The following is a 24,575-nucleotide window of genomic DNA, read 5'->3' as shown; positions in this document are numbered from 1 at the left end:
AAAACCAAAAATCAAAAGAAAGAGGCAGAGGTTATGTTGGGAAACAAAAAGGTCAATTCTCAAAACCACCTCGAAATAGCTGGTGTAGATGTGGTCGACTTGGCAGACAAAATGGGTACTCCTTTGTACGTCTTTGATGAGGAAATGGTTCGTTCCGCTATGAAAGCGTATCAGGTGGCTTTTTCTCGTCATTACCATGACTTTCAGGTAGCCTACGCGGGGAAAGCTTTTCTGTGCTCTTATATGTGCCAGGTGGTTCAAGAAGAGAACCTCTGGCTCGATGTGGTCTCAGGAGGAGAATATTACCTGGCCTATACAGTTGGTTTTCCTCCTGAGAGGATTATCTTTCATGGTAATAATAAAACTGAAGAGGAAAGAAAGTTAGTCCTCAAAGAGGGCGTTGGTCGATGGGTCATCGATAGTGAAGAAGAATTGAGCTATCTCTTGGAAGAGGCCAAAGGAGCTGGCATCAGAGTACCGGTTCTTTTTCGCCTCACCCCAGGGATTGACCCACATACTCATGCCTACATTACCACCGGAAAAGTGGATAGCAAGTTTGGTCTTCCTCTCCTTGAGGGGATTGCTGAGAGAACCATCAAGCGAGCCATTGAGTCTCCATATCTCGAGGGTCGGGGAGTACATTGCCACATTGGGTCCCAGATCGATACCTTGGAACCGTTTTTGAAAGCTACCCAGGTGATGCTCCGGTTCATGGATGATTTTCGAAAGAAATATCATTACATCCTTTTGGAACTTGACCTTGGCGGTGGGTTGGGAGTTCCATATCTTGATGCAGACAAAGACCGGTTTCCGTCGATTTCCTCTTACGTGGAAGCACTATGCAACGAGGTTAAAGACTTATGTACTGAGCTTTCTTATCCTCTACCAAGAATCATCGTAGAACCAGGACGATCGATAGTGAACCTGGCTGGAAGCACTATTTATCGGGTAGGGATGGTCAAGGAAGTACCTGGAGTACGGAAATATGTGGCAGTGGATGGAGGAATGACCGATAACCCTCGTCATATCCTCTATGGGGCAAAGTATCAGGCAGTGATGGGAAATCGGGTCCACGGTTCTACTTTAGAAAAAGTTGCCGTGGTGGGAAAGTGTTGTGAGTCGGGAGATGTTCTCATTCCGGAGATTGAACTTCCTGGGCCTCGACCAGGTGATATCTTGGTCGTCGAAGGCACTGGAGCTTATAACCATTCTATGGCTTCAAATTATAATTTAATTCCCCGGCCAGGAGTCGTTTTTCTGAAGGATGGAAAAGCAGAACTCGTGGTGCGACCAGAAAGTTTTGGTGACCTGGTGCGGAGAGATATTGTTCCGGAACCCACCGGTGAAGGAGGGAAGTAAGATGGAAGCGATTCGAGTACTTGTATCCGGGGCGGCAGGGAAAATGGGGAAAGAGGTTGTGAAGGCCTTATCAAAAGAAAATGACATACAGCTTGTTGGTGCATACGATCAGAGGGATTGCGGAGAGGATGTTGGGGTGCTGGCTGGTGTTGGCCAGATAGGGGTGATGGTCGATAACGACCTGGAAAAAATTGTAGAGGAGAAAAAACCTCAGTTGGTGTGTGATTTTACCCACGCAGAAGCTCTGCGACAGAATTTGCCTCGTTTCCTCTCGTGGAACCTCCATCTTGTCGTTGGGACCACCGGTCTATCCCTCGCAGAACTTGAACAGTTAAAAAAGGATTGTGAAGAAAAAAAGATTGGGTGTATGGTTGCTCCCAATTTCGCTTTGGGAGCAGTGCTCATGATGCAATTCGCCCGGTTGGCTGCCAGATATTTTAAGCATGCCGAAATTATTGAATACCATCACCCCCAAAAAAAAGATGCTCCTTCGGGTACCGCGTTGAAAACTGCTGAAGGGATGGAAAAAGAAGGAATTCTCCTTCAAGACAAAGGACAGGAACTGGTGTCCGGTGCTCGGGGTGGTCAGTATCACGGTTTGTGTATTCACAGTGTGCGTCTTCCAGGATTTGTCGCCCACCAGGAAGTCATTTTTGGAGGAGAAGGGCAGATTCTCACTATCCGACACGATTCCTTCGATCGTTCGTCATTTATGCCCGGGGTAATGATAGCCATACGTCACGTTTTTCGAGAGCCCCGCTTTTACTATGGTCTTGAATCGATACTGGGGTTTTGAGGAGGAAGACCCGTGCACTTTGTAAAAATGGAAGGGCTGGGAAACGATTTTATTGTTGTAAGGTACAGTGAAATTGAGCAATGGTTTTCTGTGGTTTCGGTTTTATCGCAGAAACTCTGTGACCGCCATTTTGGCATTGGTGCTGATGGGGTCATTATTGCTGGTCCATCCCAAAAGGGGGATCTCTCCATGCGCATTTTTAATGCCGATGGTAGTGAAGCCGAGATGTGTGGGAACGGCATTCGATGTCTAGCCAAGTTTGCTTTTGAGCGAGGTATGGTAAAAAATTCTTCTTTTACCGTGGAAACGAGAGCAGGCCTCATTCTTCCCAAAGTTCTGGTGTGCGATGGAAAAGTGGAATACGTCAGAGTTGATATGGGAAAACCACGTCTTACCCCGGCGGAAATCCCGGTTAATATGGAGGGAAAACGTGTCATTGGAGCAACTCTTACCCTCCAAAATCGAGTTTTTCGCTTTACGGCCGTTTCCATGGGAAATCCCCATGCGGTGATTTTTGAGACGCCTTCTGATTGGGAGGAATGGGGGAAAAAGATTGAGCATCATTCTCTTTTTCCGCAGCGAACTAACGTGGAGTTTGTACAGGTGATCAATTCCACCGAAGCGGAGGTAAAGGTTTGGGAACGAGGGGTCGGAGCAACCCTTGCCTGTGGGACTGGCGCCTGTGCGGTACTGGTTGCCGGAGTGCTAAACGGGGTGCTCGAACGAAGCGCTCAGATTCGCCTTCCTGGAGGAGCACTTTTCATATCTTGGGAAGACGATGAACACGTTTATATGGAAGGTCCAGCACGCGAAGTTTTTGAAGGAAAAATTTCAGAAGAGGTGATTGAAACGTGGACGTCGCTGAACGGATAAAGAATCTTCCGCCATATCTTTTTGCAGAAATCGAAAAAAAAATTGAACAAGCGAGGCTTGCAGGAAAGGATATCATCGATCTGGGGATTGGGGATCCGGATCTCCCAACGCCAGCAAGTATTGTGGAGAGGATGTGCCGGGAAATTCAAAATTCCGAAAACCACCGTTATCCTTCATATCGGGGTTTGCAGGCTTTTCGTGAAGCTGTTTCTTCCTGGTATAAAAGGCGCTTCGGGGTTTCCCTGGATCCTGAAAAAGAAGTAGTGGCCCTGATTGGTTCGAAAGAGGGCATCGCTCATTTTCCCTGGTGCATCCTGAACCCCGGGGATATCGTTCTGGCCAGTGACCCGGGTTATCCGGTCTATAAAATTGGGAGCATGCTCGCCGGGGGTATTCCTTTGCCTCTGCCACTTTTACCGGCAAACGACTTCCTTCCTGATTTTCATTCTTTTCCCGAAAGCATTTTGGAGAAGACCAAGCTCGTTTTCATCAATTACCCAAATAACCCCACGGCGCAGATTGCCTCTCTTGGGTTTTTCCGGAATGTTGTGGAGCTGGCTCATCGTTATGGTTTTGTGATTGCTCATGACTTAGCGTATTCCGAGGTCAGTTTCGATGGGTATCGGGCGCCCTCCATTTTTGAGGTTGAAGGGGCGAAGGAGGTGGCGATCGAGTTCCATTCGCTTTCTAAGACCTGTAACATGACTGGCTGGCGAATTGGTTTCGCGGTGGGAAATGCCAAGTGGGTTGAGGCGCTGGGACGGGTCAAAACCAATATCGATTCAGGCATTTTCAACGCCATTCAATGGGCAGGTGTGGAGGCACTTGAGCGAGTGGACGAGATTTTAGGTACAATCCTTCCTATATACGTTGAACGGCGAAACATGGTGGTGGAAACTTTCCAGAATCTCGGATTTCAAGTTCGGGCTCCTCTGGCAACATTCTATGTTTGGATTCCGGTTCCTTCTGGTTTCACCTCTATGGGTTTTGCAGAGCTCATTCTGGAAAAGGCTCAGGTGGTGGTAACGCCGGGAATTGGTTTTGGAAAATTTGGTGAGGGCTTTGTCCGAATTTCCATTACCACGGCTTCTTCGCGACTTCAGGAAGCAATGGAACGAATTCGAATCGCTTTGGGTAGGTGAGAAAAATGCGTATTGTGGTTCAAAAATTTGGTGGTACCTCGGTTCATACCAGGGATTTACGGGAAAAGGCAGCGCAAAAGATTAAAGAAACCTTAGAGGAGGGATTTTCGCCGGTAGTAGTGGTATCGGCAATGGGTCGGAGTGGTGCACCGTATGCTACGGATACTTTAATTGCCCTTGCTAGGGAAGAGTATGCTGAATTTGATCCCCGCGACCTTGATTTGCTTATGTCCTGTGGAGAAATCATTTCTTCGGTGGTGATGAGTCAGACCCTGCGTCGGCTTGGGATGAAAAGTGTGGCCTTAACTGGAGGACAGGCAGGTATCATCACCGACTCCTGTTTTGGAGATGCTTCGATTCTTCGAGTCGAGGGAGAGAAAATTAAAGAATATCTCGAGCAGGGTTACGTGGTGGTGGTAGCGGGGTTCCAAGGGGTTACAGAAAATGGTGAGATTACTACACTTGGCCGGGGTGGAAGTGATACCACAGCGGTGGTCTTGGGGGTTGCTCTGGAGGCTGACTATGTGGATATCTTTACTGATGTAGAAGGAGTGATGACTGCAGACCCTCGCATCGTTCCTGAAGCCCAGATTTTAAAGGGGTTAACCTATACCGAAGCAGCTGAAATTATTCAACAGGGAGCCAAGGTGCTCCATCATAAGGCTATGAATTTAGCTCGAGAATACCGGGTCCCACTCCGAGTACGGAGCCTGAGCGACGAAGGGAAGGGTACCCTCATCTGTGATATTAGAACCTTGGCTCAGGAGGGTTTACGAGCGCTGGCAACGGAAAAACCTGTATACAGTATCGCTTACAAAAAGGGTCTGTCGCAGGTGCGGATTCATTTCGGTGCAGACTTGGAAAAGAAACTCTCTATCTTTCAAGCTCTGGCCCAGCGGGAAATCAGTATTGACCTCATCAATCTTTTTCCTGAAGAAGCAGCGTTTGTGGTTGATGAAAGAGTGACCAAAAAAGTAGAAACCATCCTCACCCAGGAAGGTTTTACGGCAAGGATTTTGTCGCCCTGCGCCAAAATCTCTTTAGTGGGATCAGGGATGGCCGATCGCCCAGGGGTAATGGCTCAGGTGGTAGAAGCCTTAAAAGGAGTGAATATCGAAATTTTACAGACCAGCGATTCGCATGTCACTATTACCTGTCTTGTTAGGGAGGAGGTGATGGAGGAAGCGATACGGGTTCTCCATCGGAAATTTGAATTACAGGCCTGTTAGAGGAGGAGAGGCATGTACGGAAATTTTGGCGCGGTTCTGACAGCGGTAGTAACACCGTTTAATCGTGATCTCGAGATTGATTACCAGGTTTTTCGAGATTTGTTGCGGATGCTCTGTGAGAATGGTTCCGAGGGAGTGGTGGTGGCTGGAACCACGGGTGAATCACCAACGCTCTCTGAGAAAGAAAAACTCCGACTCTTTGACGTAGCCCTTGAAGAAGTTGGTGACCGAATAAAGGTGATCGCGGGTACCTGTGGTTACGATACCCGGTCATCGATTCGTCTTTCTCAAGAAGCTGAAAAACTTGGTGTGCATGGAATCCTTGGAGTCGCACCGTACTATAACCGTCCGCCTCAGGATGGACTTTATGCCCATTTTAAAGCCATTGCCGAAGCGGTATCCATACCCATTATGCTCTATAACATTCCTTCGCGGACTGGAGTGAATATCGAACCGGAGACGGTAGCGCGTCTTTCGGAGATTTCCAATGTTGTAGCTTTGAAGGAAGCTTCAGGAAGTCCCGACCAAATCTCCCGGGTCAAGTCGCTTGTTTCTGATGCCTTCCATATTTACAGTGGTGATGATAATATGACGCTCGTGGTTCTGGCTCTCGGAGGAAGTGGTGTGGTGAGCGTGGCTTCACACCTCGTTGGTAAGGAAATTCAGAAAATGATTCATGCCTTTTTTGTAGGACAAATTCAGGAGGCATTACAAATTCATCTTAAGCTTTATCCACTATTTAAAGCGATTTTTCTTTCCACAAACCCTATCCCCATTAAATCAGCTCTGAACATACTTGGATGGCGGGTAGGATTACCCCGTCCACCGCTTTGTCCACTGGAAAAGGAAAAGGAGGAAAAATTAAAGAGAGTTCTGGAGGGATTATCTGTTGTTTCAAGATGTTGAGTGACGAGTCGCGATAAAATATCCCTCAGGCTCTTGTCAGTTTTTCCATTTTGCGATATAAAGTAATAGGATAGTTGAATAGAGGAAAGGGCGATGAGGGAGAAGCTTTTTTGAGTTTTGCTCAAGCGAGGAAGAAACAGGTGGGAGCCTTCTGCAAAACCAAAAAAGCGAGAGCTCTGGAGCTTGCTCTGAAGAAAAGAGGATTTTCCTCTAAGTAGGAGTATCGGTAGGACCGTTATCCAAAAGAGTAAAGCAGGGTGGCACCGTGTAAACTGTGTTTACACCCCTGTGGGCTGTGTAGAAACCTCGTCTTGCGGCGAGGTTTTTTTATTTCGTGAAACGAAGGAGTGGATGCTCATGATCCGAGCTGGCATCATTGGTGCGACTGGTTATACAGGTCTTGAGCTTTTACGCATTTTGGAAAATCATCCCGGAGTTCGCCTTGAGTGGGTAACGAGTGAGAGTTATGCTGGAGTGGAACTTGAAGAGTACTGTCCCGCTTTGCGTAGAAGGATACATTGCACTCTTCGTAAACAGGAACTTGCCGAGTGGGCACGGGAAGTTGACGTCGTGTTTCTTGCGCTTCCTCATGGTTTAGCCATGGATTACGTACCTTTTCTTCTCGAAGCAACCCGAGTGATTGACCTGGGGGCTGATTTCAGGATTCAAAATATCGACATCTATGAAAAACACTACCATCTGGAACACCGGGCAAAGTCTCTGGTGAATGAGGCTGTATATGGTATTCCAGAAATTTACCGTTCAACCATCCGCACGGCTATGCTCATAGCCAATCCAGGTTGCTATCCGACTTCGGTCATCATTCCTTTGTACCCCTTCCTGCGTGAAGGTATCCGGTTTCGGTCGGTGGTGATCGACAGCAAATCAGGCGTTTCTGGGGCCGGAAAAAAGGCTACAGAGGATGTCCATTTCTGTGAAGTGGATGAAAATTTTAAGGCCTATAAGGTTGGTGAACACCGCCATCAACCGGAAATAGAGGAGAAGTTAGGTCAGTGGGGTGAGATAGAGAGCTTGACCTTTGTACCTCATCTTTTACCTCTGAAAAGGGGAATCCTGAGCACAATTTACCTTGATCTTATAGACGACGTCGGGGAAGAAACCCTGTGGATAACATGGCAAAAATACTTTGCCGAAGAACCATGGGTACGGATTCTTCCTCGGGGAAAATTTCCAGAGCTGAAATGGGTTCTGGGGTCAAACTTTATTGACATGAGCTTAAAAAAGCTTGGTAAAGGAAAAGTCGTGGTTATTTCTGCCATTGATAACCTTACCAAAGGAGCTTCGGGACAAGCGGTACAGAATATGAACGTAATGTTTGGGCTTAACGAAAAAACGGGACTTCCAGTGACGGTTCTCTATCCATAGGGAGGAACGGAATATGAAAGAAAGGCGTTTCGAGATTCTTGAAGGAGGATTGGATGCCGTTCAGGGATTCAGTTCTTTGGGGATATGTTGTGGAATTAAAAAGGAGAAAAATGATTTGGCAGTGATCCTTTCCGAAGTTCCAGCTGTTGCTGCAGGGGTTTTTACACAGAATCTGGTGAAAGCTGCACCAGTTCTTGTGACCGGCACTCACCTTCGAGAAATGGGGAAAATACAGCTTGTTATCGTAAATAGTGGAGTGGCCAACGCTTGTACGGGTGAAAAAGGACAACAGGATGCTTTAGAAGTGGTTCGGATTGGAGCCTCATACTTTGGAATTGGCGACCCGCGTCTTGTTGCAGTGGCTTCGACCGGGGTGATTGGGGAGTTCTTACCCATAGGAAAAATAGAAAAAGGACTTCTCACCTTACGGGGATTGCTTCCCCACCATAAATCTGGAAAGGAAGCTGCCCGAGCGATCATGACTACCGATACATTCCCCAAGGAACGGACTGTGGCTTTTTCCTGGAAAGGGAAAACGGCGTGCCTTGCTGGTATCGCCAAAGGGTCAGGGATGATTCGGCCCAGATTAGCTACCATGCTTGCTTTTCTCGTTACCGATGCCGCGCTGGAAAAGGAAGATTTGCAGTGCCTTCTTAAGGAAGCGGTGGATGTGAGCTTCAATCGTGTTACTGTGGACGGTGATACCAGCACCAATGATACAGTTTTACTCTTGGCGAATGGGAAAAGTGGGATGCCTCTTTTACAAAGAGGAAGCGAGGGCTTTGAGCTTTTTCAGGAAGCACTCTTTTTTGTCTGTCAAGAACTGGCTAAGGACCTTGCCCGGGATGGTGAGGGCGCAACCAAATTTGTTGAAATTGTGGTAAAAGGAGCAAGAAACCAGAGGGAAGCCGAGCAGTGCGCTTTTACTGTGGCTGAATCACCACTGGTTAAAACGGCTTTCTTCGGTGAGGACCCAAATTGGGGTAGGATAATGGCTGCACTTGGGCGCAGTGGTGTAGAAATCCAACCAGAGCGGATTGAAGTTGCCATTAATGGAGTCAAGTTTGTCGAGAAAGGGATGAGGGCCGATCTTTTTACCCGCCAGATGCTTCAGGATACCATGAAATCAAAGGAGCTTCAGGTGGTGATCGACCTTCACTTAGGAGGAGCCATGTTCAATGTCTGGACTTGTGATCTCTCTTTTGACTATGTAAAAATAAATAGCCATTATAGTTGAGGTGGAAAACTATGCGGGTGGTTATCAAAGTGAGTGGAAAAGTGCTCCATCCCGGAGAAGAGGTCTTTCCTCGAGTCATATCACAGCTTTTCTCGCAAGGAGTGAAACTGGTCATTGTCCATGGCGGTGGTCCCCAGATTACTTTGATGATGGAGAAGCTGGGTCGAAAGCCCCAGTTTGTGAACGGTTTACGGGTAACGACTCCTGAAGACATGGAAATCACCGAAATGGTCTTAAGTGGACTTCTCAACAAGATGATGGTAGGTATGTTCCTGCGGGAGGGAGTCCCCGCTTGTGGAATTAGTGGAAAAGATGGTTTTCTCGTCACAGCTGAAAAATACTGCGCAGATGTGGATCTCGGATGTGTAGGAGAAGTGAAAAGTATTCACCCTAAACTAGTAGAACTCCTCTGGGAAGGGGGTTTTTTGCCGGTGATTTCACCGGTCTCGGTCAATACCCGGGGGGAAAGCCTCAATGTGAATGCAGATTGGGTTGCAGCAAAACTGGCTCAAACCCTCTCGGTGGATAAATTTATTTTCTTTTCGGATGTTCCCGGAGTGCTGAGCGATCCAGATGACCGGCATTCACTTGTTGAAGTACTTACCCTGAAAGAGATGGATGCTCTTTTAGCAGAGGGACGAATTAGGGGGGGCATGATTCCTAAATTGACCATGTTGAAAGAGGTTCTTCAAGGTGGTGTGAAAGAGGTTTTTATTGGTGAAGGGAAAGAAATAAAGAACCTCGTTTCTTTTCTTTCTGGAGGACCGATGCGTGGGACACGAATTATCCCGTAAGGAGGTTCTGTTCTTATGAACTCTCAGGAAATTATCGAAAAGGAACAGCGATATTTTCTTAACACCTATAACCGTTTCCCAGCGGTTTTTGTACGTGGTGAGGGAGTTCGTCTTTTCGATATCGAGGGAAATGAATACCTTGACCTAATGGCCGGTATCGCTGTGAATATCTTGGGATATGGTTATCATCCTCTCGTTGAAGCAATTAAGGGAGAGGTTGACCGCCTTCTACATACTTCTAATCTTTATTATAACGTACCCCAGGTGGAACTGGCCGAGCGGTTGGCGAAGTACTCTGGATTCTCCCAGGTATTCTTGGTCAACAGTGGAGCCGAAGCCAATGAAGTGGCGTGCAAAATGGCTCGTTTCTACGGGCGGAAAAAACATGGAAACCGCTATAAATTTGTTTCCTTTCATCGTTCCTTTCACGGAAGGACCCTGCTCACTTTGGGGCTCACTGGTCAGGAGAAATTTCACCACCATCTGGAACCATTCCCCGAGGGGATACACCATGCGTTTCTGAACGACCTGGAAAGTGTAAAAAGCGTGCTTGATGACGAAGTGTGTGGAATCATCGTTGAACCTGTTCAGGGTGAAGGAGGTATCTATCCTTGTGATAGTGCTTTTTTGCATGCTCTTAGAGTTCTGTGTGATGAACGGGATTTCATTTTGATTTTTGATGAAGTACAATGTGGAATGGGGAGAACGGGGAAGTTCTTTGCCTTTGAACATTTTGGAGTACGGCCGGATATTGTGACGCTGGCTAAGGGGCTGGGTGGAGGATTACCCATTGGGGCAGTTCTGGTGAACGAAAAAATTGTGGGTCTCACCGAGCGGGGAGAGCATGGCAGTACTTTTGGAGGAAACCCCGTCTGTGCCCGCTCAGCCTGCGTGGTGGTTGATACGGTGAGTGACGAGGGTTTCCTTGAGGAGGTGCGAAGTAAAGGTGAGTTTTTTGCCAAACACCTGAAGGACCTCCAGCAGGAGTTCCCCAAATGGGTGAGTGATATACGGGTTGTTGGTCTTATGACCGGACTTGAAATTCCCGGGCAGGCAAAAGCACTTGCCCAAAAAATGTTTGAGAGAAAAGTCTTGGTCAATGCCTGTAACGATGACACGGTGAGATTTCTCCCTCCTCTGGTCATTGGCGAGGAAGACCTGAAAATGGGAATTCATATTTTGCGGGAAGTGCTCCGAGAAATGGAAAAATAGGGAATGGAGGCGTAGAGATGGGAAAAAATCGGATTGTTTTAGCGTATTCAGGCGGACTGGATACTTCAGTGGCAATTCGGTGGCTCCAGGAGCAATACGATGCTGATGTGTACACGGTGACGCTCGATTTAGGACAGGGTAAAGATGTGGAGGAAGTCCAAAAAAAAGCGTTGAGTATCGGAGCTAAGGAAGCATTTGTTTTTGATGTCCAGGAAGAATTTCTGAAGGAGTACGTGCTTCCTGCCCTCTGGGCACAGGCTATATATGAAAAAAGGTACCCTCTGGCTACAGCGCTCTCCCGACCTCTTATTGCCAGATACCTGGTTAAAGTGGCGGAAGAAAAAGGTGCCATGGCTGTAGCGCACGGATGTACCGGTAAAGGGAACGACCAGGTTCGTATCGAAGTCTCGGTTGTGGCTCTCAACCCTGATCTTAAGGTGATTGCTCCGGCAAGGATTTGGGGTTTAACCAGGGAACAGGAAATTGAGTACGCCAATGCCAATGGCATTCCGGTTCCAGCTACCCTGGAACGTCCTTACAGTATTGACCAGAATATCTGGGGGCGGAGTATTGAATGTGGAGTTTTGGAAGATCCCTGGGTTGAGCCACCGGAAGAGGTTTTTGAGTGGACCAGAAATCCCAAAGAAGCCCCTGATGAACCGGCATATCTTGAAATTGGTTTTGAAAATGGGGTTCCAACCCTTCTTCGGGGACAGTACTATTCATTTTTTAATCTTGTGGCGGAACTCAACCGTATCGGTGGAGAACATGGCTTTGGTAGGATTGATCACGTGGAAAACCGGCTGGTGGGTATTAAATCCAGAGAAGTTTATGAATGCCCTGGAGCTTTGATTCTGCTTGCAGCTTATAAAGATTTGGAGAATTTGGTCATGCCCAGAGATGTAACCCATTTCAAGCCATACCTGGAAGAAAGGTACGCCCAGCTTGTCTACGAGGGTCTTTGGTACTCTCCCCTCAAAGAAGCACTTGATGCCTTTATGGAGAAAATAGCAGAACAGGTTACTGGAGTGGTACGGGTGAAACTCTTTAAAGGTAATATGACCATTGTAGGAAGGAAATCAGATTATTCACTCTATGACTTTGGACTGGCAACCTATGATCGGGGAGATCTTTTCGATCATAGAGCTAGCGAAGGTTTTATCAAGCTCTGGGGGCTCCCTATTCGTACTCAATCCATCGTGCATAAGAAGGCAAAAAAAGGAGACAGGTGAAGAGGATGAAACTGTGGGGAAGTCGAATGGAAAAGGAGCTTGACCGAGAGGTGGCTTCCTTTTCCACCTCTATCGGTGAAGATCTAATCCTGTATCGGTACGACATCTGGGGGAGTATTGCCCATTGCCTGGGTCTGGAAAGAGCTGGTCTCCTCTCCTCTTTGGAGGCACAACAAATTGTTGCAGGACTGCGTGAGGTTTATAGACTCCTTCAGGAAGGGAAGATTGATCCATCTCCCTTTGAAGATGTCCATAGCCTGGTTGAGATAACCTTACGAGAAAACATTGGAGAAGTGGCTGGCAAACTCCATACCGCTCGGAGCCGGAATGACCAGATTGTGCTTGATGAGCGGCTTTTTCTGCGAGAAGTGGTTGCTGCAACCATAACCCAAATTCTCTCCCTCATTCAGGTGCTCCTCGGAAAGGCTGAAACATATCGCTTTCTCGTCATGCCTGGATATACACACCTTCAGCCAGCTCAACCAGTACCCTTTGCACACCACCTTCTGGCGTACTGTTTTATGTTCCTGAGAGATATAGAGAGGTTAGAGGATAGTTTAAAAAGAATTGACCTTTTGCCTTTAGGAGCTGGAGCGCTGGCTGGAACCTCTCTTCCCATTGACCGTTTTTATGTGGCCTCTCTTCTTGCCTTTCCAACGGTACAAGAAAACAGCATGGATATTGTGGCTGATAGGGATTTTATCCTGGAATTTCTGGGGAACCTTGCCATTCTCGCTTTACATCTCTCCCGTCTGGGGGAGGAAATCGTGCTCTGGAGCACTCCTCATTTTGGTTTTATCACTATTGATGACGCGTTTACCACTGGTTCAAGCATCATGCCCCAGAAAAAGAATCCGGATGTTGCTGAGCTCATTCGAGGGAAAAGCGGCGAAATTATTGCTTCGTTTTTCAGTTTGAGTGTCGCCATGAAAGCGCTTCCTCTAACCTATAACCGAGACCTCCAGCAAGATAAACCTCCGCTGTTTCGAGCTATTCGGGAGGTTTCTTCAGTCCTTTCCATTGCAGGAAAACTGTTGATTCATATCTTTCCTCGGGAAGATCGGATGAAAGAAGCCCTCCGGGAGGGCTTCCTCACCGCAACTGATTTTTGCGAATACCTGGTAGAGCACGGTATGCCTTTTCGGAAGGCCCATGCTCTGGTTGGTGAGATTGTCAGAAAGCTCGCTTCAGAGGGAAGAACACTTCACGAACTCAGAGAAGAGGATTTGGGAGAGTATCGTAACCTTTTTAGTGAAGAACTGCAACAACGATTGGATGAAGAGACTTCGGTAGAACGCAAAATCTCTTTTGGCGGTGCTTCAAAGAAAGAGGTGGAAAGAGAAATTGAAAGGTGTAGAACCTTCTTGATGCAGGAAACGGATAAGGTTAAACTCTGGCAAGACAAATGGTGGAAAAGCTTCAAAGAGTTGGTTGGTGAATAGAGGAGGTTGTTCAATTTTGGATTCGATGGAGAAAATTCTTCAAGAGGTGAAAGAAAAGGGAATCCGGTTTATCCGTCTCCAGTTTGTGGATGTTCTGGGAATTCCCAAAAATGTGGAGATTCCAGCGAAAAAACTTCGGGTTGCCATCGAAGAGGGTGTGAACTTTGATGGGTCTTCCATCCAGGGTTTTGTCCGGATTGAGGAATCAGATATGAAACTTGTACCGGATATCAACACTTTTGTCACCTGTCCCTGGGAAGAAGAAGGCGTTGCCAGTGTCATCTGCGATGTCTATAAGTCGGATGGCAGTTTCTTTGAGGGTTGTCCCAGAAGTAATTTGAAACGAGTCATTCAGGAAGTGGAAAACAAAGGCTTCGAATTTAAGGTTGGGACTGAAGCAGAATTTTTCATTCTCAAACATGAGAACGGGAGAATTCATGCCAGTGACCATGGAAGCTATTTCGACCTTTTGCCCCTTGATCTTGAAGAGAGCTTGCGTCGGGATATGGTTATTGCCTTAGAAGAACTGGGACTGAACATCGAAGCTTCTCATCATGAGGTTGCTCCCTCGCAACATGAGATCGATTTTGAGTATGGTAACGCACTGAGGATTGCCGACAGTATTATTAATTTGAAGCTGGTCGTAAAAACTCTGGCAACCCGAAAAGGGTATGTGGCCACTTTCATGCCCAAACCAATTTATGGGGTGCCAGGTTCGGGTATGCATACTCATCTTTCGCTCTTCAGGAATGGCGAAAATGCGTTTTATGATCCTCACAGACCTGATGGTCTGAGTGGCGTAGCACGTGGTTTCATTGCTGGACTCCTGCAACATGCTCCAGCCCTCACTGCGATTACTAATCCTTTGGTCAATTCTTATAAAAGGTTAGTTCCTGGATACGAAGCGCCGGTGTATATTGCCTGGGCTGAAAAGAATCGCAGTCCTTTGGTTCGGGTTCCACCGCAACGAGGTAAGGGAACTCGGGCTGAACTTCGTAACCCTGACCCCTCATGTAATCCATATCTTGCTTTTGCTTGTATTTTAAAAGCGGGTATGGACGGTGTGGAACGAGAACTGGACCCAGGAAAACCATGTAATAGTCTCAACCTTTACCACATGAGCTGCGAAGAAAGAGAGGAATGGGGAATTCGTAACCTTCCCAAAACTCTGGAGGAGGCTCTGCGGGAACTGGAAAAAGACTCTGTGGTGAAAGAGGCTCTCACTCCTCATATCCTGAACTACTTTTTGGAGGCAAAGCAGCGGGAGTGGCAGGAATTCCAAGAGCGGGTACACCCCTGGGAAATTGAAAGGTATCTCGAACTCTATTAATCTCTCTACCAGGTGCAATATTTCTTGCACCTGGTAGAGAGATTCGCATTATTATGCTTTGATTTTTTTCGTTTGATCGGAAACCGGAACTAAAAGTGTTTCTTGGCATTTGATGGTTGTTCTAAAAGAGACGTTCCTGTCGAGGTGGTCACCTTCGTTGGGTATGAATTCCCAGCTTCGAACCGGTGGTATTCGATACTTCTACTGTCCAGAGTCCCAGTTTCATATTGTCAGAAACGATGAGATCCACTCCATTCCTCCTCTGACTACATTTACGGTTACCATTCTTTCAGAAGAACAATTTCCCTCGGCTTTCATGGTATATTGAGTGGTTAGTAGAGGACTCACGTCAGTCTAAGACAATACTCAAAACTACGATATCGGCAGGGGTTACACCTGCAACGCGGGAAGCCTGACCGAGGGTAGTGGGTTTCACCTTCTGGAGTTTTTCCCGAGCTTCCGAAGAAAGACCCTTAATCCTGGAAAAATCGAAGTCGGGTGGAATTTGCTTTTCTTCCATTTTGCGAAATTCCCCAATTTGCCGAATCTGTCTCTCAATGTATCCACGGTATTTGATTTCGATCTCAACTTCCTCGATCGCTTGAGGTGGGAGAAAAGGTCTTCCTGGATCGAAAGGAGCCAGATCATGGTAAGTAATTTGAGGTCGCATGAGAAGTACGGACGCTCGAACCGGTTCTCTGATTGGGGTGGTTCCTTTTTGTGCAAGAAGTGCGTTGAGTTTACTTTGAGGAGGAAGCACCACATTTTCTAAGCGTTTTACTTCTTGCTCAATCAGATTTTGTTCGTGCTGTACCTTTTTGTATCGTTCCCAGGTGAGGGTTCCTACTTCGTACCCATATCGAGAAAGACGTAGGTGAGCATTGCTGTGGCGGATAACGAGGCGATATTCCACCTTTCCGGTGCGGAGTCGGTACGGCTCTTCCACTCCTTTGGTAACCAGATCATCGATCATAACCCCGATGTAACTCTCGTCACGGCGTAAAATAAGCGGCGGCTTTCCTTGGACGTAAAGACCGGCGTTGATGCCGGCGATAATCCCCTGGCCAGCTGCTTCTTCGTAACCAGAAGTGCCGTTGATTTGTCCGGCAAAAAAAAGACCAGCGATTGATTTACACTCCAAGGACGCCTTGAGCTGGGTGGGCAAAAGATAATCATACTCGATGCCGTATCCAGGTCGCATAATGTGGGCATTCTCTAATCCCGGAATAGAACGAACAATCTCCCACTGGACTTCTTCGGGAAGCGAAGTAAAAATGCCTTGAGCATAAATTTCATTGGTTGTGTTCCCTTCAGGCTCTAGAAAAACGAGATGATGTTCTCGTTCTGGGAATCGATATACTTTGTCTTCTAACGATGGGCATTCCCGAACTGGTGAGCTTTCAGCGATGGAATAAAGGAGAGGTGAACGATGGAAATTCTGTTTGATGATTTCGCAGGTTTTTGCGGTAGTACGGGTAATATAGACCGAAGCCCCCTGGTATATGTGTGGTTCACCATCAAAAGAAAAGCAGAGTGGTTCGGTATCACTTTTCTGTTCTTCGAGATGAGTAAAATCGACGGTCCGACGGTCAATGCGCGGTGGGGTGCAAGTGTTGAGACGGCCGAGTTCTAAGCCCAGATTTTTTAAACACCGGTTTAATGCCTGAGTGGGAAATTCTCCCTGTCTTCCAGCGGGGAAATGCAGCTCTCCAATATGAACAACACCGTTGAGGAATGTCCCGGTGCAAACGACTACAGCCTGAGCAAAAAACTTTGTTCCTTGCCGAACTTGGATACCGCACACTTTCCCTTCGTGGTTAACGAAGATTTCTTCGACCTCTCCCTGGAAGAAATAAAGATTAGAACTTGCTTCGAGGAACTCCCGCATGATAAGGCTATAACGGTCTCTTTGTGTCTGGGCTCGAAGAGTTTGCACTGCTGGGCCCTTACCCGTGTTTACTTTTTTAATGTGAATGGTGCATTGATCAGTGACCCTCCCCATAAGACCTCCTAAAGCATCGATTTCCCTGACCACATGGCCTTTTCCTGGACCACCAATAGCAGGATTACATGGCATGAGGGCAATATGGTGGATTGAAGTAGTTACAAGAAGAGTAGAAAGACCCATCTGTGAAGCGGCATATGCCGCTTCACAGCCAGCATGACCACCACCGATTACAATAACTTCGTAGTGTTGTTCCCTCACTTTGAAACCTCCTTTTTCCGGATAGAAAGTATACCATTCTAATGGTAGGTATGGAAAACCTGGGCGAGTTTTTCAATCCTCTGCGGAAGGTCTTCGGGGATAATGAGGCGATGACGCCAATTGGGAAACTCAGTTGTCGTTCCGGGAAGATTGGGTTGTACGGCACTTTCCAGAATATCATCAAGGCTCATAGCTACCAGTAAAGAGGGAGTAAGCGCAAGGAATCGAGCGAGGTGTTCCCACAAAGGACATTTTTCATTCCATCCCCATTCCTGCCACAGTCGAAAGAGGTTTTTGATGAATATTTCTCGTGCGTGTTTCTGCTTTTCCCTTTCTTTGTTAGTGAAAATGCCGAGTTTTTCTCGAATATCGATATCGTTTCCTTTCAGGAAACCCAAAAAAGGAGGCATGTCATGGGTATTTATGGTGGTAAAACTCAAGAAGGGATACGAAGAAGGTTGGCGAGGCCAATCACCCTCCCTTTCGAAATAGAAAACCTTGGTTGATAAGATGCCTACTTTTTCCATGGCCCGGCGAACAGCATTAGGAACCGTACCAAGGTCTTCTCCGATAATGGTAACCTTGTGCCGGTAACTTTCTAGGGTTAATATAGCTAAGGTTTCCGAAAAAAAAGAACGTACATATGTTCCTTCTTTTGGGCTTGCTCCCTGAGGAATGAGAAAGAGGCGATGCAAACCCATAACATGGTCGATACGCAAAAACTTTGCCAAACGAAAATTGAAGCGGAGAAGCTCGATAAAATGACGGTACCCATCACGACGTTCCTTCCATGGATTAAAAGGCGAAACTCCCCAGTTCTGCCCCTGAGGAGAAAAATCGTCAGGTGGTGCTCCGATGGAGCATTCAAAAAGCATCTTTTGTTGATCAATCCAGCTTTCGATTCCCTGAGGAGATGAACCGATGGGTAGGTCAAAACCGATGATGGGAAAGCGCTTCCCAATTTCCTCAAGCTTTTGTTCCATGAGCCATTGGAGAAATGCATAGTAAAGTGTGGTCTTTTCATTTCTTAAGATTTCCCTTTTCACAGCTTCTTTTTGAACAGTACGGATTTCCTCTGGCCATTTTTTCCAATCTGGCCCTTCTTTTTCGGCAAAGGCTTGGAAAAAAGCAGCAAATAGGAGGCGCTCTCCTCGGATTTCCAGAAATTTCTGGAAATCACCCCACAGTTGGGTGGCAATAGTTTTTTTATCAAAAAACACATCAAAAAGCCTTTTGAGAAATCGATCTTTTTCTTGCCATATCTCCCAGTAGTGGATTTCTGGCATGCTCTTCATTTGCTGAAAAACATGCTCATCGTAGGAAACGCCTAGTTCGGTGAATTGCTGAGCTATTTTCTCCATGGGAAGGTACAGAGGCTCAAGAGACAAACGGTCCAAAGGAAAATAAGGGCTGAACGTAGCTTCTTGACTTTTGTCCAGAAGATAAATGGGAAGAAGTCCCAGGAACCGCCCACCTTTTTCCTGGATTAGCTGGGCAAGCATTTCCAGATCGCAGGTGTCACCAATTCCCTGGTTTCTTTCGGTAGAGAACGAGTAGAGAGCTCCATTGATTCCCCAGAGTTTTTTAGAGGGAAGATAGCAGTGAAACGGTGAAAATATCCACAAGATTGTACAGGAGGTCTTTGGTAAAGCAAGAAAAACTCGATAGTATCCCCATGGAGCGTCGTCGGGGAGGCGTAATGGAATATGTGGCCCGGTAAAACGATAAGAAGCAACCTCTTCGTGGTGTTCGTTTTGGATGGTAAGCTCGCCTTCTTCTATTGGGCTAAAGAGGAAAAGTTGTCGCCCTTTGCTGACCACTACTGGAGGTAAAATTCCTTCTTCTTCCTGGAGGTGCTCCACGATAAAGGCCAGGGTTTCAAAAGGAGTCCGAATGAGTTCTCCCCGAATATTCCAGTAATATTCAGCAATTCCATATTGACGAGCCAAACGTCGGATTTCTTTTTCGTCATGTTTTTTCACGTTATGATACCTACTCCCTGTAAAGGTGGTTTCTTATTGTATCATAGCCTTGAGTCTGGAAACCATTGGACGTAGTATGGAATTTTTTGTCTTAGACAGGTAGACATCTTCGTTATCCTGTTCCATCTAGGGATTTTGTGGTATAATTGTTACCGATAACATAAAAATTTTTTAAGGTGGAGATATGTCCACGATATACGATGTGGCAAAACGAGCAGGGGTTTCAGCAATGACGGTGTCCAGGGTTCTTAATGAAAAAAAGGGGGTCAGTCCTGACACCAGGAAGAGGGTTCTGAAGGCTATTGAGGAAACCGATTATATTCCGAATTCCCTGGCTCGGAGTTTTACCTTGCAGAAAACCAAAACCATTGGTCTTGTGATCGTTGATATCGCAAATCCCTTTTTTACCACTCTAGCCCGGGGAGTAGAGAACATTGCGGCAAAAAACCGGTTCAGTGTAATTTTCTGTAGTACCGATGAAAACCAAGAAAAAGAAGCATTGTACCTTGAAATCCTGGCCAGAAAAAGGGTTGACGGAGTTATTCTTGCTCCTGCAAGCAAAAAGGGAGCTTCGTTGAAATCGATTCTTATAAAACGCATCCCAATTGTTCTTGTAGATCGTGAATTAGAAAGTTCAGAAGATTTTAATTTAGACATTGTTAAAGAGGATAGTGTGCATGGGGCTTATATTCTGACAAAACACCTGATAAATCTCGGTCACAGGCGCATTGCCATAGTGGTGGGAGGTCGAGAAATTTCCACCGCAGAAGAACGAGTAAAAGGGTATAAAAAAGCTCTTATAGAGGCGGGGATACCCATTGAAGATTCGCTGATTCGTTTTTCCAATTATTCGGAAGAAGGAGGGTATACTACAACAAAAGAGCTTCTACGAATGCTTGAGAGGCCAACCGCCATTTTCGGTGGTAATAATTTCATTGCAGTTGGTGCGGTCGCGGCGATTAAAGAAGCGGGATTGCGGATTCCTCATGATGTAGCGCTTGTATCGTTCGGGGACATCGATTTTCTTTCCCGAATATACCCGTTTTTTACCGTTGTGACTCAATCAGCCTATTCAATGGGAGCCATTGCTGCGGAACTTTTGATTAGAAGAATAGAAGGAAAAGAAAAGGTTCAAGAAAAAAGGGAGGTGGTGTTGAAACCGGAATTGGTGATTCGGGAGTCAGCGGGAGAACTACTCATAAGGGGGTGAGAACCAAAGGTTTCTGCAGTATACGAGCTTCTGTGGGTTTTGACGATTCAGAAAAAGAATCACGAGAACAGTTTTAGACCAAAAATACCAAAAGGGAGGTATCGATAAACATGAAATATTTACAAGGCGTGTTACTTTTGGTTATTTTGGTGCTGGTTTTTTCTTTTGGTATCGCAGGTGCAGAGGAAAAAGTTCTCTACATTCCTATGATTTCTAAAGGTTTTCAGCACCAGTTCTGGCAGGCAGTGAAAAAGGGTGCCGAACAGGCAGCGAAAGACTATGGTGTTACCATCACCTTTGAAGGGCCAGAGTCTGAAGCGATGGTCGATAAGCAAATTGATATGCTTCAGGCGGCTTTGGCGAAAAAACCCGATGCTCTTTGTTTAGCGGCCCTTGACTCCAAGGCAGTGATTCCATACGTAGAAAAGGCGAAGGAAATGGGCATTCCTATGGTTGGCTTTGACTCAGGGGTGGAGAGCGATATCCCCGTAACCACAGTTGCAACCGATAACATTAATGCAGCGGGATATGCAGCGGATAAAATGGCCGAGTTCATTGGTGGCGAAGGAGAAGTTGCGCTGGTTGTCCATGATCAAACCAGTCGGACCGGTATCGATCGACGTGACGGCTTTGTGAACCGAATTAAGGAAAAATATCCTAACATTAAAATTGTGGATATCCAGTATGGTGGTGGAGACCACCTCAAATCTACGGATTTAGCGAAAGCCATCATTCAGGCTCACCCAAATCTAAAGGGAATCTTTGGTGCCAACGAAGGTTCTGCCATTGGTGTCATCAATGCCGTTAGAGAACTCAATAAAGTTGGTCAGATCGTGGTCATTGGATATGACTCTGGAAAACAGCAAATGGATGCTATTCGAGAGGGTCTCATGGCTGGAGCTATTACCCAAAACCCAGTTGGAATGGGTTATATGGCTGTTGAAGCAGCCATTAAAGCTGTTAAAGGAGAAGAACTGCCCAAACACATTGATAGCGGTTTCTACTGGTATGATAAGAGTAACATCGATTCTCCAGAGATTCAGCAGTGTCTGTATGAGTAGAGTTTAAAGGTTCAAAAGAAGGTCGCGCTGCGACCTTCTTTTGAACTGCGAGGGATAAAATCATGAGCACACCACTTGTGTTAATGGAAGGAATTGACAAAAGTTTCCCTGGGGTTCGGGCGTTGGAAAATTGCCGGTTTGAGCTGATGCCTGGAGAGATCCATGCCCTAGTTGGTGAAAATGGTGCTGGTAAATCCACGCTCATGAAAATTCTGACCGGAGTATTCCAAAAGGATGCGGGACGCATCATATATAAAGGTAAAGAGGTTAAAATTCCCAGTCCCAGGGTAGCTCAAGAATTAGGGATCAGCATTGTTCATCAGGAACTCAATCTCATGCCTCATTTGACTGTTGCTCAAAATATCTTTATTGGACGAGAAGCAAGGAGGAAAGGATTTTCCCTTTTTCTCGACGAAGAAGAAATGAATCGCAAAGCTCAGGAGTTGCTGGAAATGTTCCACATGCGTATCGATCTCCGAACAAAAGTTCAAGAGTTAACTGTAGCGAAACAGCAAATGGTGGAAATTGCTAAAGCTCTCTCGTTCAATGCTGAAGTCTTGATCATGGATGAACCCACAGCAACCTTGAGCGAGGCTGAGGTTGGAGAGTTATTTCAGATTCTCAAAAAACTTAGAGAAAATGGCATGGGGATTATTTACATCTCCCATCGATTGGAAGAATTGAGGGAGATTGCCGATCGAATTACCGTAATGCGTGATGGACACTATATTGGGACGTTAAACATTCAAGAAGCGACTATTGAGCGAATCATCAGTATGATGGTGGGTAGGAATATTTATGAAGCGTCCAGTAAAGGACACATCAATTCGAACACCGAAGTAGTCCTGGAAGTCAAGAACTTAAGCCGTGGTAGAGAAATAAAAGGTGTGGGATTCAGGCTCAGGAAAGGGGAAATCTTGGGTCTGGCGGGACTGGTGGGGTCAGGCAGAACCGAGGTAGCCAGAGCCATATTTGGTGCTGATCCTGTGGAATCAGGTGAAATCTACGTGAAAGGTCAGAAAGTACATATCAAAAGCCCTTCTGATGCTATTCGCCATGGCATTGCGTATCTCTCTGAAGACCGCAGGCGATATGGACTTATGCTCGGGCTGAGCGTGGAAGATAACGTAATTTTACCTTCTATGAAAAATTTCTTAAATTTTCGTTGCTTTGTCAATCGGAAAAAATCGAGAGAAAAATGTGAAGAATATGTTGGGAAGCTGCGTATTAAAACGCCAACTCTAACCCAGAGAGTTAAAAATCTTTCTGGTGGGAACCAGCAGAAAGTTATTGTTGCTAAATGGCTTATGAAAAATTGCGATATCCTGATTTTTGACGAACCCACCCGTGGAATTGACGTTGGAGCAAAGAGTGAAATATATAAGTTACTCAACGAGCTTACAGAAGAAGGAAAATCCATCATCATGATTTCTTCTGAACTGCCGGAAGTCCTGCGTATGAGTCATAGAATTCTGGTGATGTGTGAAGGAAGGGTTACTGGTGAAATCAACGCCCAGGAGGCCACTGAAGAGCTGGTTATGAAATATGCCACCATGAGAAATAAGAACGAGTGAGTAATGGAGGATCAATGGAATGGAAACGACGACCTATAGCTTGAGGCGCTTTCGAAAAGAGATTCTACGCCAGTTTTTAATGTTTGGCAGTTTACTATTGTTATTCATTTTCTTTTCTTTATCCTCGCCCAACTTTTTTACTTTCGGCAATATTGTTTCCATCATGCTGGCTACTTGTGTGAATGGAATGTTAGCTCTGGGAGTTACCTTTGTCATAATCACTGGGGGTATTGACCTCTCTATAGGTACAGTGATGACACTCTCGGCGGTCATGAGTGGTGTTTTCATTACCTATTGGCGTTTACCAGTATTCCTTGGAGTCCTGGGTGGAGTGGGAACAGGAATGCTTTGCGGCTTTGCTAATGGTATCGTGATTTCCAAAATGAAGTTACCCCCTTTCATTGCCACACTCGGTATGATGATGGTTGCTAAGGGTCTGGCTCTTGTCATCTCCAAAGCTGCACCGATATACTTTACCCACGCCCCGAGTTTCTCAAAAATCGCCATGGGGTCATTGGTGGGTCAGCTTTTTCCAGGATTTGATGTTCCCAACGCTGTACTCATTTTCGTCATCTCCATTATTCTTGCCAGTATTGTTCTCACCAAAACGGTGGTTGGTCGCTACGATTTTGCCATCGGAAGTAACGAAGAGGCAGCAAGACTCTCTGGTTTAAATGTCGACAAATGGAAGATAATTATTTACTCTCTGTGTGGTGTTTTCGTGGGGATGGGTGGGGTGATGATGGCTTCGCGGCTCAACTCTGCCCAACCAGCGTTGGGACAGGGTTACGAGCTCGACGCTATCGCCGCTGTGGTAATCGGAGGAACTTCGCTGAGTGGTGGCGAAGGCTCAACCGTTGGTACGGTGGTGGGTGCGTTCATCATGAGTACCTTAATTAACGGATTACGGATTTTATCTGTCCCTCAGGAGTGGCAGATTGTGGTCAGCGGTGTCATTGTCATTGGAGCCGTCTATCTTGATATCATAAGACGACAAGGGTAGGTGGTTATAAAGGAGGAACGTCAATGGGTACCCCATACCAGATCTTGCAGGAGTTAGGGTTGAGGCTCCCTACTCCACCAAAGCCAGTGGGTTCGTATGTGCTAGCTCTGCAGGTGGCTGACCTTGTTTTTACTTCGGGACAACTTCCCTTTTGGAATGGAGAACTTAAATATCAAGGGAAGCTGGGTAAAGAAATTTCCCTTGAAGAGGGTAAAAAGGCTGCAGAACTCTGTGTTTTGAATGCGTTGAGTGTGATTGAAGCACTGACGGGAAATCTAGATCATGTTAAGCAGGTTGTTCGACTGGTTGGGTATGTTGCCTCCAACGAGGGATTCACGGCACAACCCCAAGTGGTGAATGGCGCATCAGATTTACTCGTCCGTGTTTTTGGCGAACGTGGCAAACACGTTCGGGTAGCGATAGGAGTGGCCGAGCTCCCGCTTGGGGCACCGGTTGAGCTGGAATTGCTGGTCAGGCTGGGTGCCTAAACTGCTTTGAATGCGTTACACTTCGACCGCACCCATGATAGAGAACGAGTACACCCTTTTCATGGAGGAAATCACAAATTTTTTTGAGGCAGGGAAAGAAGATTTCTCGCCAC

General features: G+C 46.4%; 20 protein-coding genes. 18 read left to right on the top strand and 2 right to left on the bottom strand.

Features of this window, described 5'->3' with window-relative positions; genetic code table 11:
- Positions 1–33: 33 nt before the first annotated feature.
- The 13 genes from lysA (at position 34) to ABDK92_03895 (ending at position 14,938) form a co-directional block, all read left to right on the top strand.
- Positions 34–1,359 (top strand): diaminopimelate decarboxylase, encoded by a 1,326-nt coding sequence (lysA, locus tag ABDK92_03955; protein MEN3185778.1) that lies wholly within the window; start codon positions 34–36, stop codon positions 1,357–1,359.
- 1 nt (position 1,360) lies between these two features.
- On the top strand, positions 1,361–2,155 hold the full coding sequence (gene dapB / locus ABDK92_03950) for a 4-hydroxy-tetrahydrodipicolinate reductase (protein MEN3185777.1): 795 nt from the start codon (positions 1,361–1,363) through the stop codon (positions 2,153–2,155).
- Positions 2,156–2,167: 12 nt separating this feature from the next.
- Positions 2,168–3,028 (top strand): diaminopimelate epimerase, encoded by an 861-nt coding sequence (gene dapF / locus ABDK92_03945; protein MEN3185776.1) that lies wholly within the window; start codon positions 2,168–2,170, stop codon positions 3,026–3,028.
- On the top strand, positions 3,007–4,170 hold the full coding sequence (locus ABDK92_03940) for an LL-diaminopimelate aminotransferase (GenBank protein ID MEN3185775.1): 1,164 nt from the start codon (positions 3,007–3,009) through the stop codon (positions 4,168–4,170). Before dapF ends, ABDK92_03940 begins: the two co-directional genes overlap by 22 nt.
- 5 nt (positions 4,171–4,175) lie before the next feature.
- Complete coding sequence (gene dapG, locus ABDK92_03935) at positions 4,176–5,399, top strand: aspartate kinase (protein MEN3185774.1); 1,224 nt, start codon at positions 4,176–4,178, stop codon at positions 5,397–5,399.
- A gap of 12 nt (positions 5,400–5,411) precedes the next feature.
- Complete coding sequence (gene dapA / locus ABDK92_03930; GenBank protein MEN3185773.1) at positions 5,412–6,305, top strand: 4-hydroxy-tetrahydrodipicolinate synthase; 894 nt, start codon at positions 5,412–5,414, stop codon at positions 6,303–6,305.
- A gap of 357 nt (positions 6,306–6,662) precedes the next feature.
- A complete protein-coding gene (argC, locus tag ABDK92_03925) occupies positions 6,663–7,691 on the top strand; it encodes an N-acetyl-gamma-glutamyl-phosphate reductase (GenBank protein MEN3185772.1) in 1,029 nt (342 codons plus the stop codon).
- Between the two features lie 13 nt (positions 7,692–7,704).
- The gene (gene argJ, locus ABDK92_03920; GenBank protein ID MEN3185771.1) at positions 7,705–8,928 is read left to right on the top strand and encodes a bifunctional glutamate N-acetyltransferase/amino-acid acetyltransferase ArgJ; all 1,224 of its coding nucleotides are present in this window, start codon (positions 7,705–7,707) and stop codon (positions 8,926–8,928) included.
- 11 nt (positions 8,929–8,939) lie between these two features.
- Positions 8,940–9,722: an acetylglutamate kinase gene (gene argB, locus ABDK92_03915; GenBank protein ID MEN3185770.1), complete on the top strand. Its 783-nt coding sequence runs from the start codon at positions 8,940–8,942 to the stop codon at positions 9,720–9,722.
- Positions 9,723–9,737: 15 nt separating this feature from the next.
- Positions 9,738–10,934 carry an aspartate aminotransferase family protein gene (locus ABDK92_03910; protein ID MEN3185769.1) on the top strand — a complete coding sequence of 399 codons (1,197 nt, stop codon included), beginning with the start codon at positions 9,738–9,740 and terminating at the stop codon, positions 10,932–10,934.
- A 17-nt stretch (positions 10,935–10,951) separates the two neighbouring features.
- Positions 10,952–12,166: an argininosuccinate synthase gene (locus ABDK92_03905; GenBank protein MEN3185768.1), complete on the top strand. Its 1,215-nt coding sequence runs from the start codon at positions 10,952–10,954 to the stop codon at positions 12,164–12,166.
- Positions 12,167–12,171: 5 nt separating this feature from the next.
- Entirely contained in the window at positions 12,172–13,608 is a 1,437-nt protein-coding gene (gene argH, locus ABDK92_03900) for an argininosuccinate lyase (protein ID MEN3185767.1), read from the top strand.
- A 16-nt stretch (positions 13,609–13,624) separates the two neighbouring features.
- Entirely contained in the window at positions 13,625–14,938 is a 1,314-nt protein-coding gene (locus tag ABDK92_03895; GenBank protein MEN3185766.1) for a glutamine synthetase family protein, read from the top strand.
- A gap of 349 nt (positions 14,939–15,287) precedes the next feature.
- On the opposite strand, the gene mnmG is transcribed toward ABDK92_03895, so the two are convergent.
- Positions 15,288–17,144, bottom strand: coding sequence for a tRNA uridine-5-carboxymethylaminomethyl(34) synthesis enzyme MnmG (gene mnmG, locus ABDK92_03890; GenBank protein ID MEN3185765.1), 1,857 nt, complete (start codon positions 17,142–17,144; stop codon positions 15,288–15,290).
- Between the two features lie 38 nt (positions 17,145–17,182).
- Positions 17,183–19,126: a 4-alpha-glucanotransferase gene (malQ, locus tag ABDK92_03885; GenBank protein ID MEN3185764.1), complete on the bottom strand. Its 1,944-nt coding sequence runs from the start codon at positions 19,124–19,126 to the stop codon at positions 17,183–17,185.
- A gap of 184 nt (positions 19,127–19,310) precedes the next feature.
- On the opposite strand from malQ, the gene ABDK92_03880 reads away from it, so the two are divergent.
- The 5 genes from ABDK92_03880 to ABDK92_03860 all read left to right on the top strand — a co-directional run bounded on the left by ABDK92_03880 (position 19,311) and on the right by ABDK92_03860 (position 24,462).
- Positions 19,311–20,336, top strand: a complete 1,026-nt coding sequence (locus ABDK92_03880) for a substrate-binding domain-containing protein (protein ID MEN3185763.1) — start codon at positions 19,311–19,313, stop codon at positions 20,334–20,336.
- A 110-nt stretch (positions 20,337–20,446) separates the two neighbouring features.
- Positions 20,447–21,397: an ABC transporter substrate-binding protein gene (locus ABDK92_03875; GenBank protein ID MEN3185762.1), complete on the top strand. Its 951-nt coding sequence runs from the start codon at positions 20,447–20,449 to the stop codon at positions 21,395–21,397.
- Positions 21,398–21,459: 62 nt separating this feature from the next.
- On the top strand, positions 21,460–22,971 hold the full coding sequence (locus ABDK92_03870; GenBank protein MEN3185761.1) for a sugar ABC transporter ATP-binding protein: 1,512 nt from the start codon (positions 21,460–21,462) through the stop codon (positions 22,969–22,971).
- Between the two features lie 19 nt (positions 22,972–22,990).
- Positions 22,991–23,974 carry an ABC transporter permease gene (locus ABDK92_03865; protein ID MEN3185760.1) on the top strand — a complete coding sequence of 328 codons (984 nt, stop codon included), beginning with the start codon at positions 22,991–22,993 and terminating at the stop codon, positions 23,972–23,974.
- Positions 23,975–23,997: 23 nt separating this feature from the next.
- Positions 23,998–24,462, top strand: a complete 465-nt coding sequence (locus ABDK92_03860) for a RidA family protein (protein ID MEN3185759.1) — start codon at positions 23,998–24,000, stop codon at positions 24,460–24,462.
- The last annotated feature ends 113 nt before the right edge of the window (positions 24,463–24,575 follow it).

Source organism: Atribacterota bacterium (assembly GCA_039638595.1).
Taxonomy (GTDB): domain Bacteria; phylum Atribacterota; class Atribacteria; order Atribacterales; family Caldatribacteriaceae; genus Profundicultor; species Profundicultor thermophilus.
Note: the sequence above shows the minus strand (reverse complement) of the source record. Positions and strands in the feature narration are given on the sequence as shown.

Coding starts and splice junctions, on each gene's coding strand:
- dapA (MEN3185773.1), top strand. CDS start 5,412: ATGTACGGAAATTTTGGCGCGGTTCTGACAGCGGTAGTAACACCGTTT.
- dapB (MEN3185777.1), top strand. CDS start 1,361: ATGGAAGCGATTCGAGTACTTGTATCCGGGGCGGCAGGGAAAATGGGG.
- ABDK92_03865 (MEN3185760.1), top strand. CDS start 22,991: ATGGAAACGACGACCTATAGCTTGAGGCGCTTTCGAAAAGAGATTCTA.
- argC (MEN3185772.1), top strand. CDS start 6,663: ATGATCCGAGCTGGCATCATTGGTGCGACTGGTTATACAGGTCTTGAG.
- ABDK92_03905 (MEN3185768.1), top strand. CDS start 10,952: ATGGGAAAAAATCGGATTGTTTTAGCGTATTCAGGCGGACTGGATACT.
- argB (MEN3185770.1), top strand. CDS start 8,940: ATGCGGGTGGTTATCAAAGTGAGTGGAAAAGTGCTCCATCCCGGAGAA.
- ABDK92_03910 (MEN3185769.1), top strand. CDS start 9,738: ATGAACTCTCAGGAAATTATCGAAAAGGAACAGCGATATTTTCTTAAC.
- ABDK92_03870 (MEN3185761.1), top strand. CDS start 21,460: ATGAGCACACCACTTGTGTTAATGGAAGGAATTGACAAAAGTTTCCCT.
- argJ (MEN3185771.1), top strand. CDS start 7,705: ATGAAAGAAAGGCGTTTCGAGATTCTTGAAGGAGGATTGGATGCCGTT.
- ABDK92_03880 (MEN3185763.1), top strand. CDS start 19,311: ATGTCCACGATATACGATGTGGCAAAACGAGCAGGGGTTTCAGCAATG.
- ABDK92_03875 (MEN3185762.1), top strand. CDS start 20,447: ATGAAATATTTACAAGGCGTGTTACTTTTGGTTATTTTGGTGCTGGTT.
- ABDK92_03860 (MEN3185759.1), top strand. CDS start 23,998: ATGGGTACCCCATACCAGATCTTGCAGGAGTTAGGGTTGAGGCTCCCT.
- dapG (MEN3185774.1), top strand. CDS start 4,176: ATGCGTATTGTGGTTCAAAAATTTGGTGGTACCTCGGTTCATACCAGG.
- argH (MEN3185767.1), top strand. CDS start 12,172: ATGAAACTGTGGGGAAGTCGAATGGAAAAGGAGCTTGACCGAGAGGTG.
- lysA (MEN3185778.1), top strand. CDS start 34: ATGTTGGGAAACAAAAAGGTCAATTCTCAAAACCACCTCGAAATAGCT.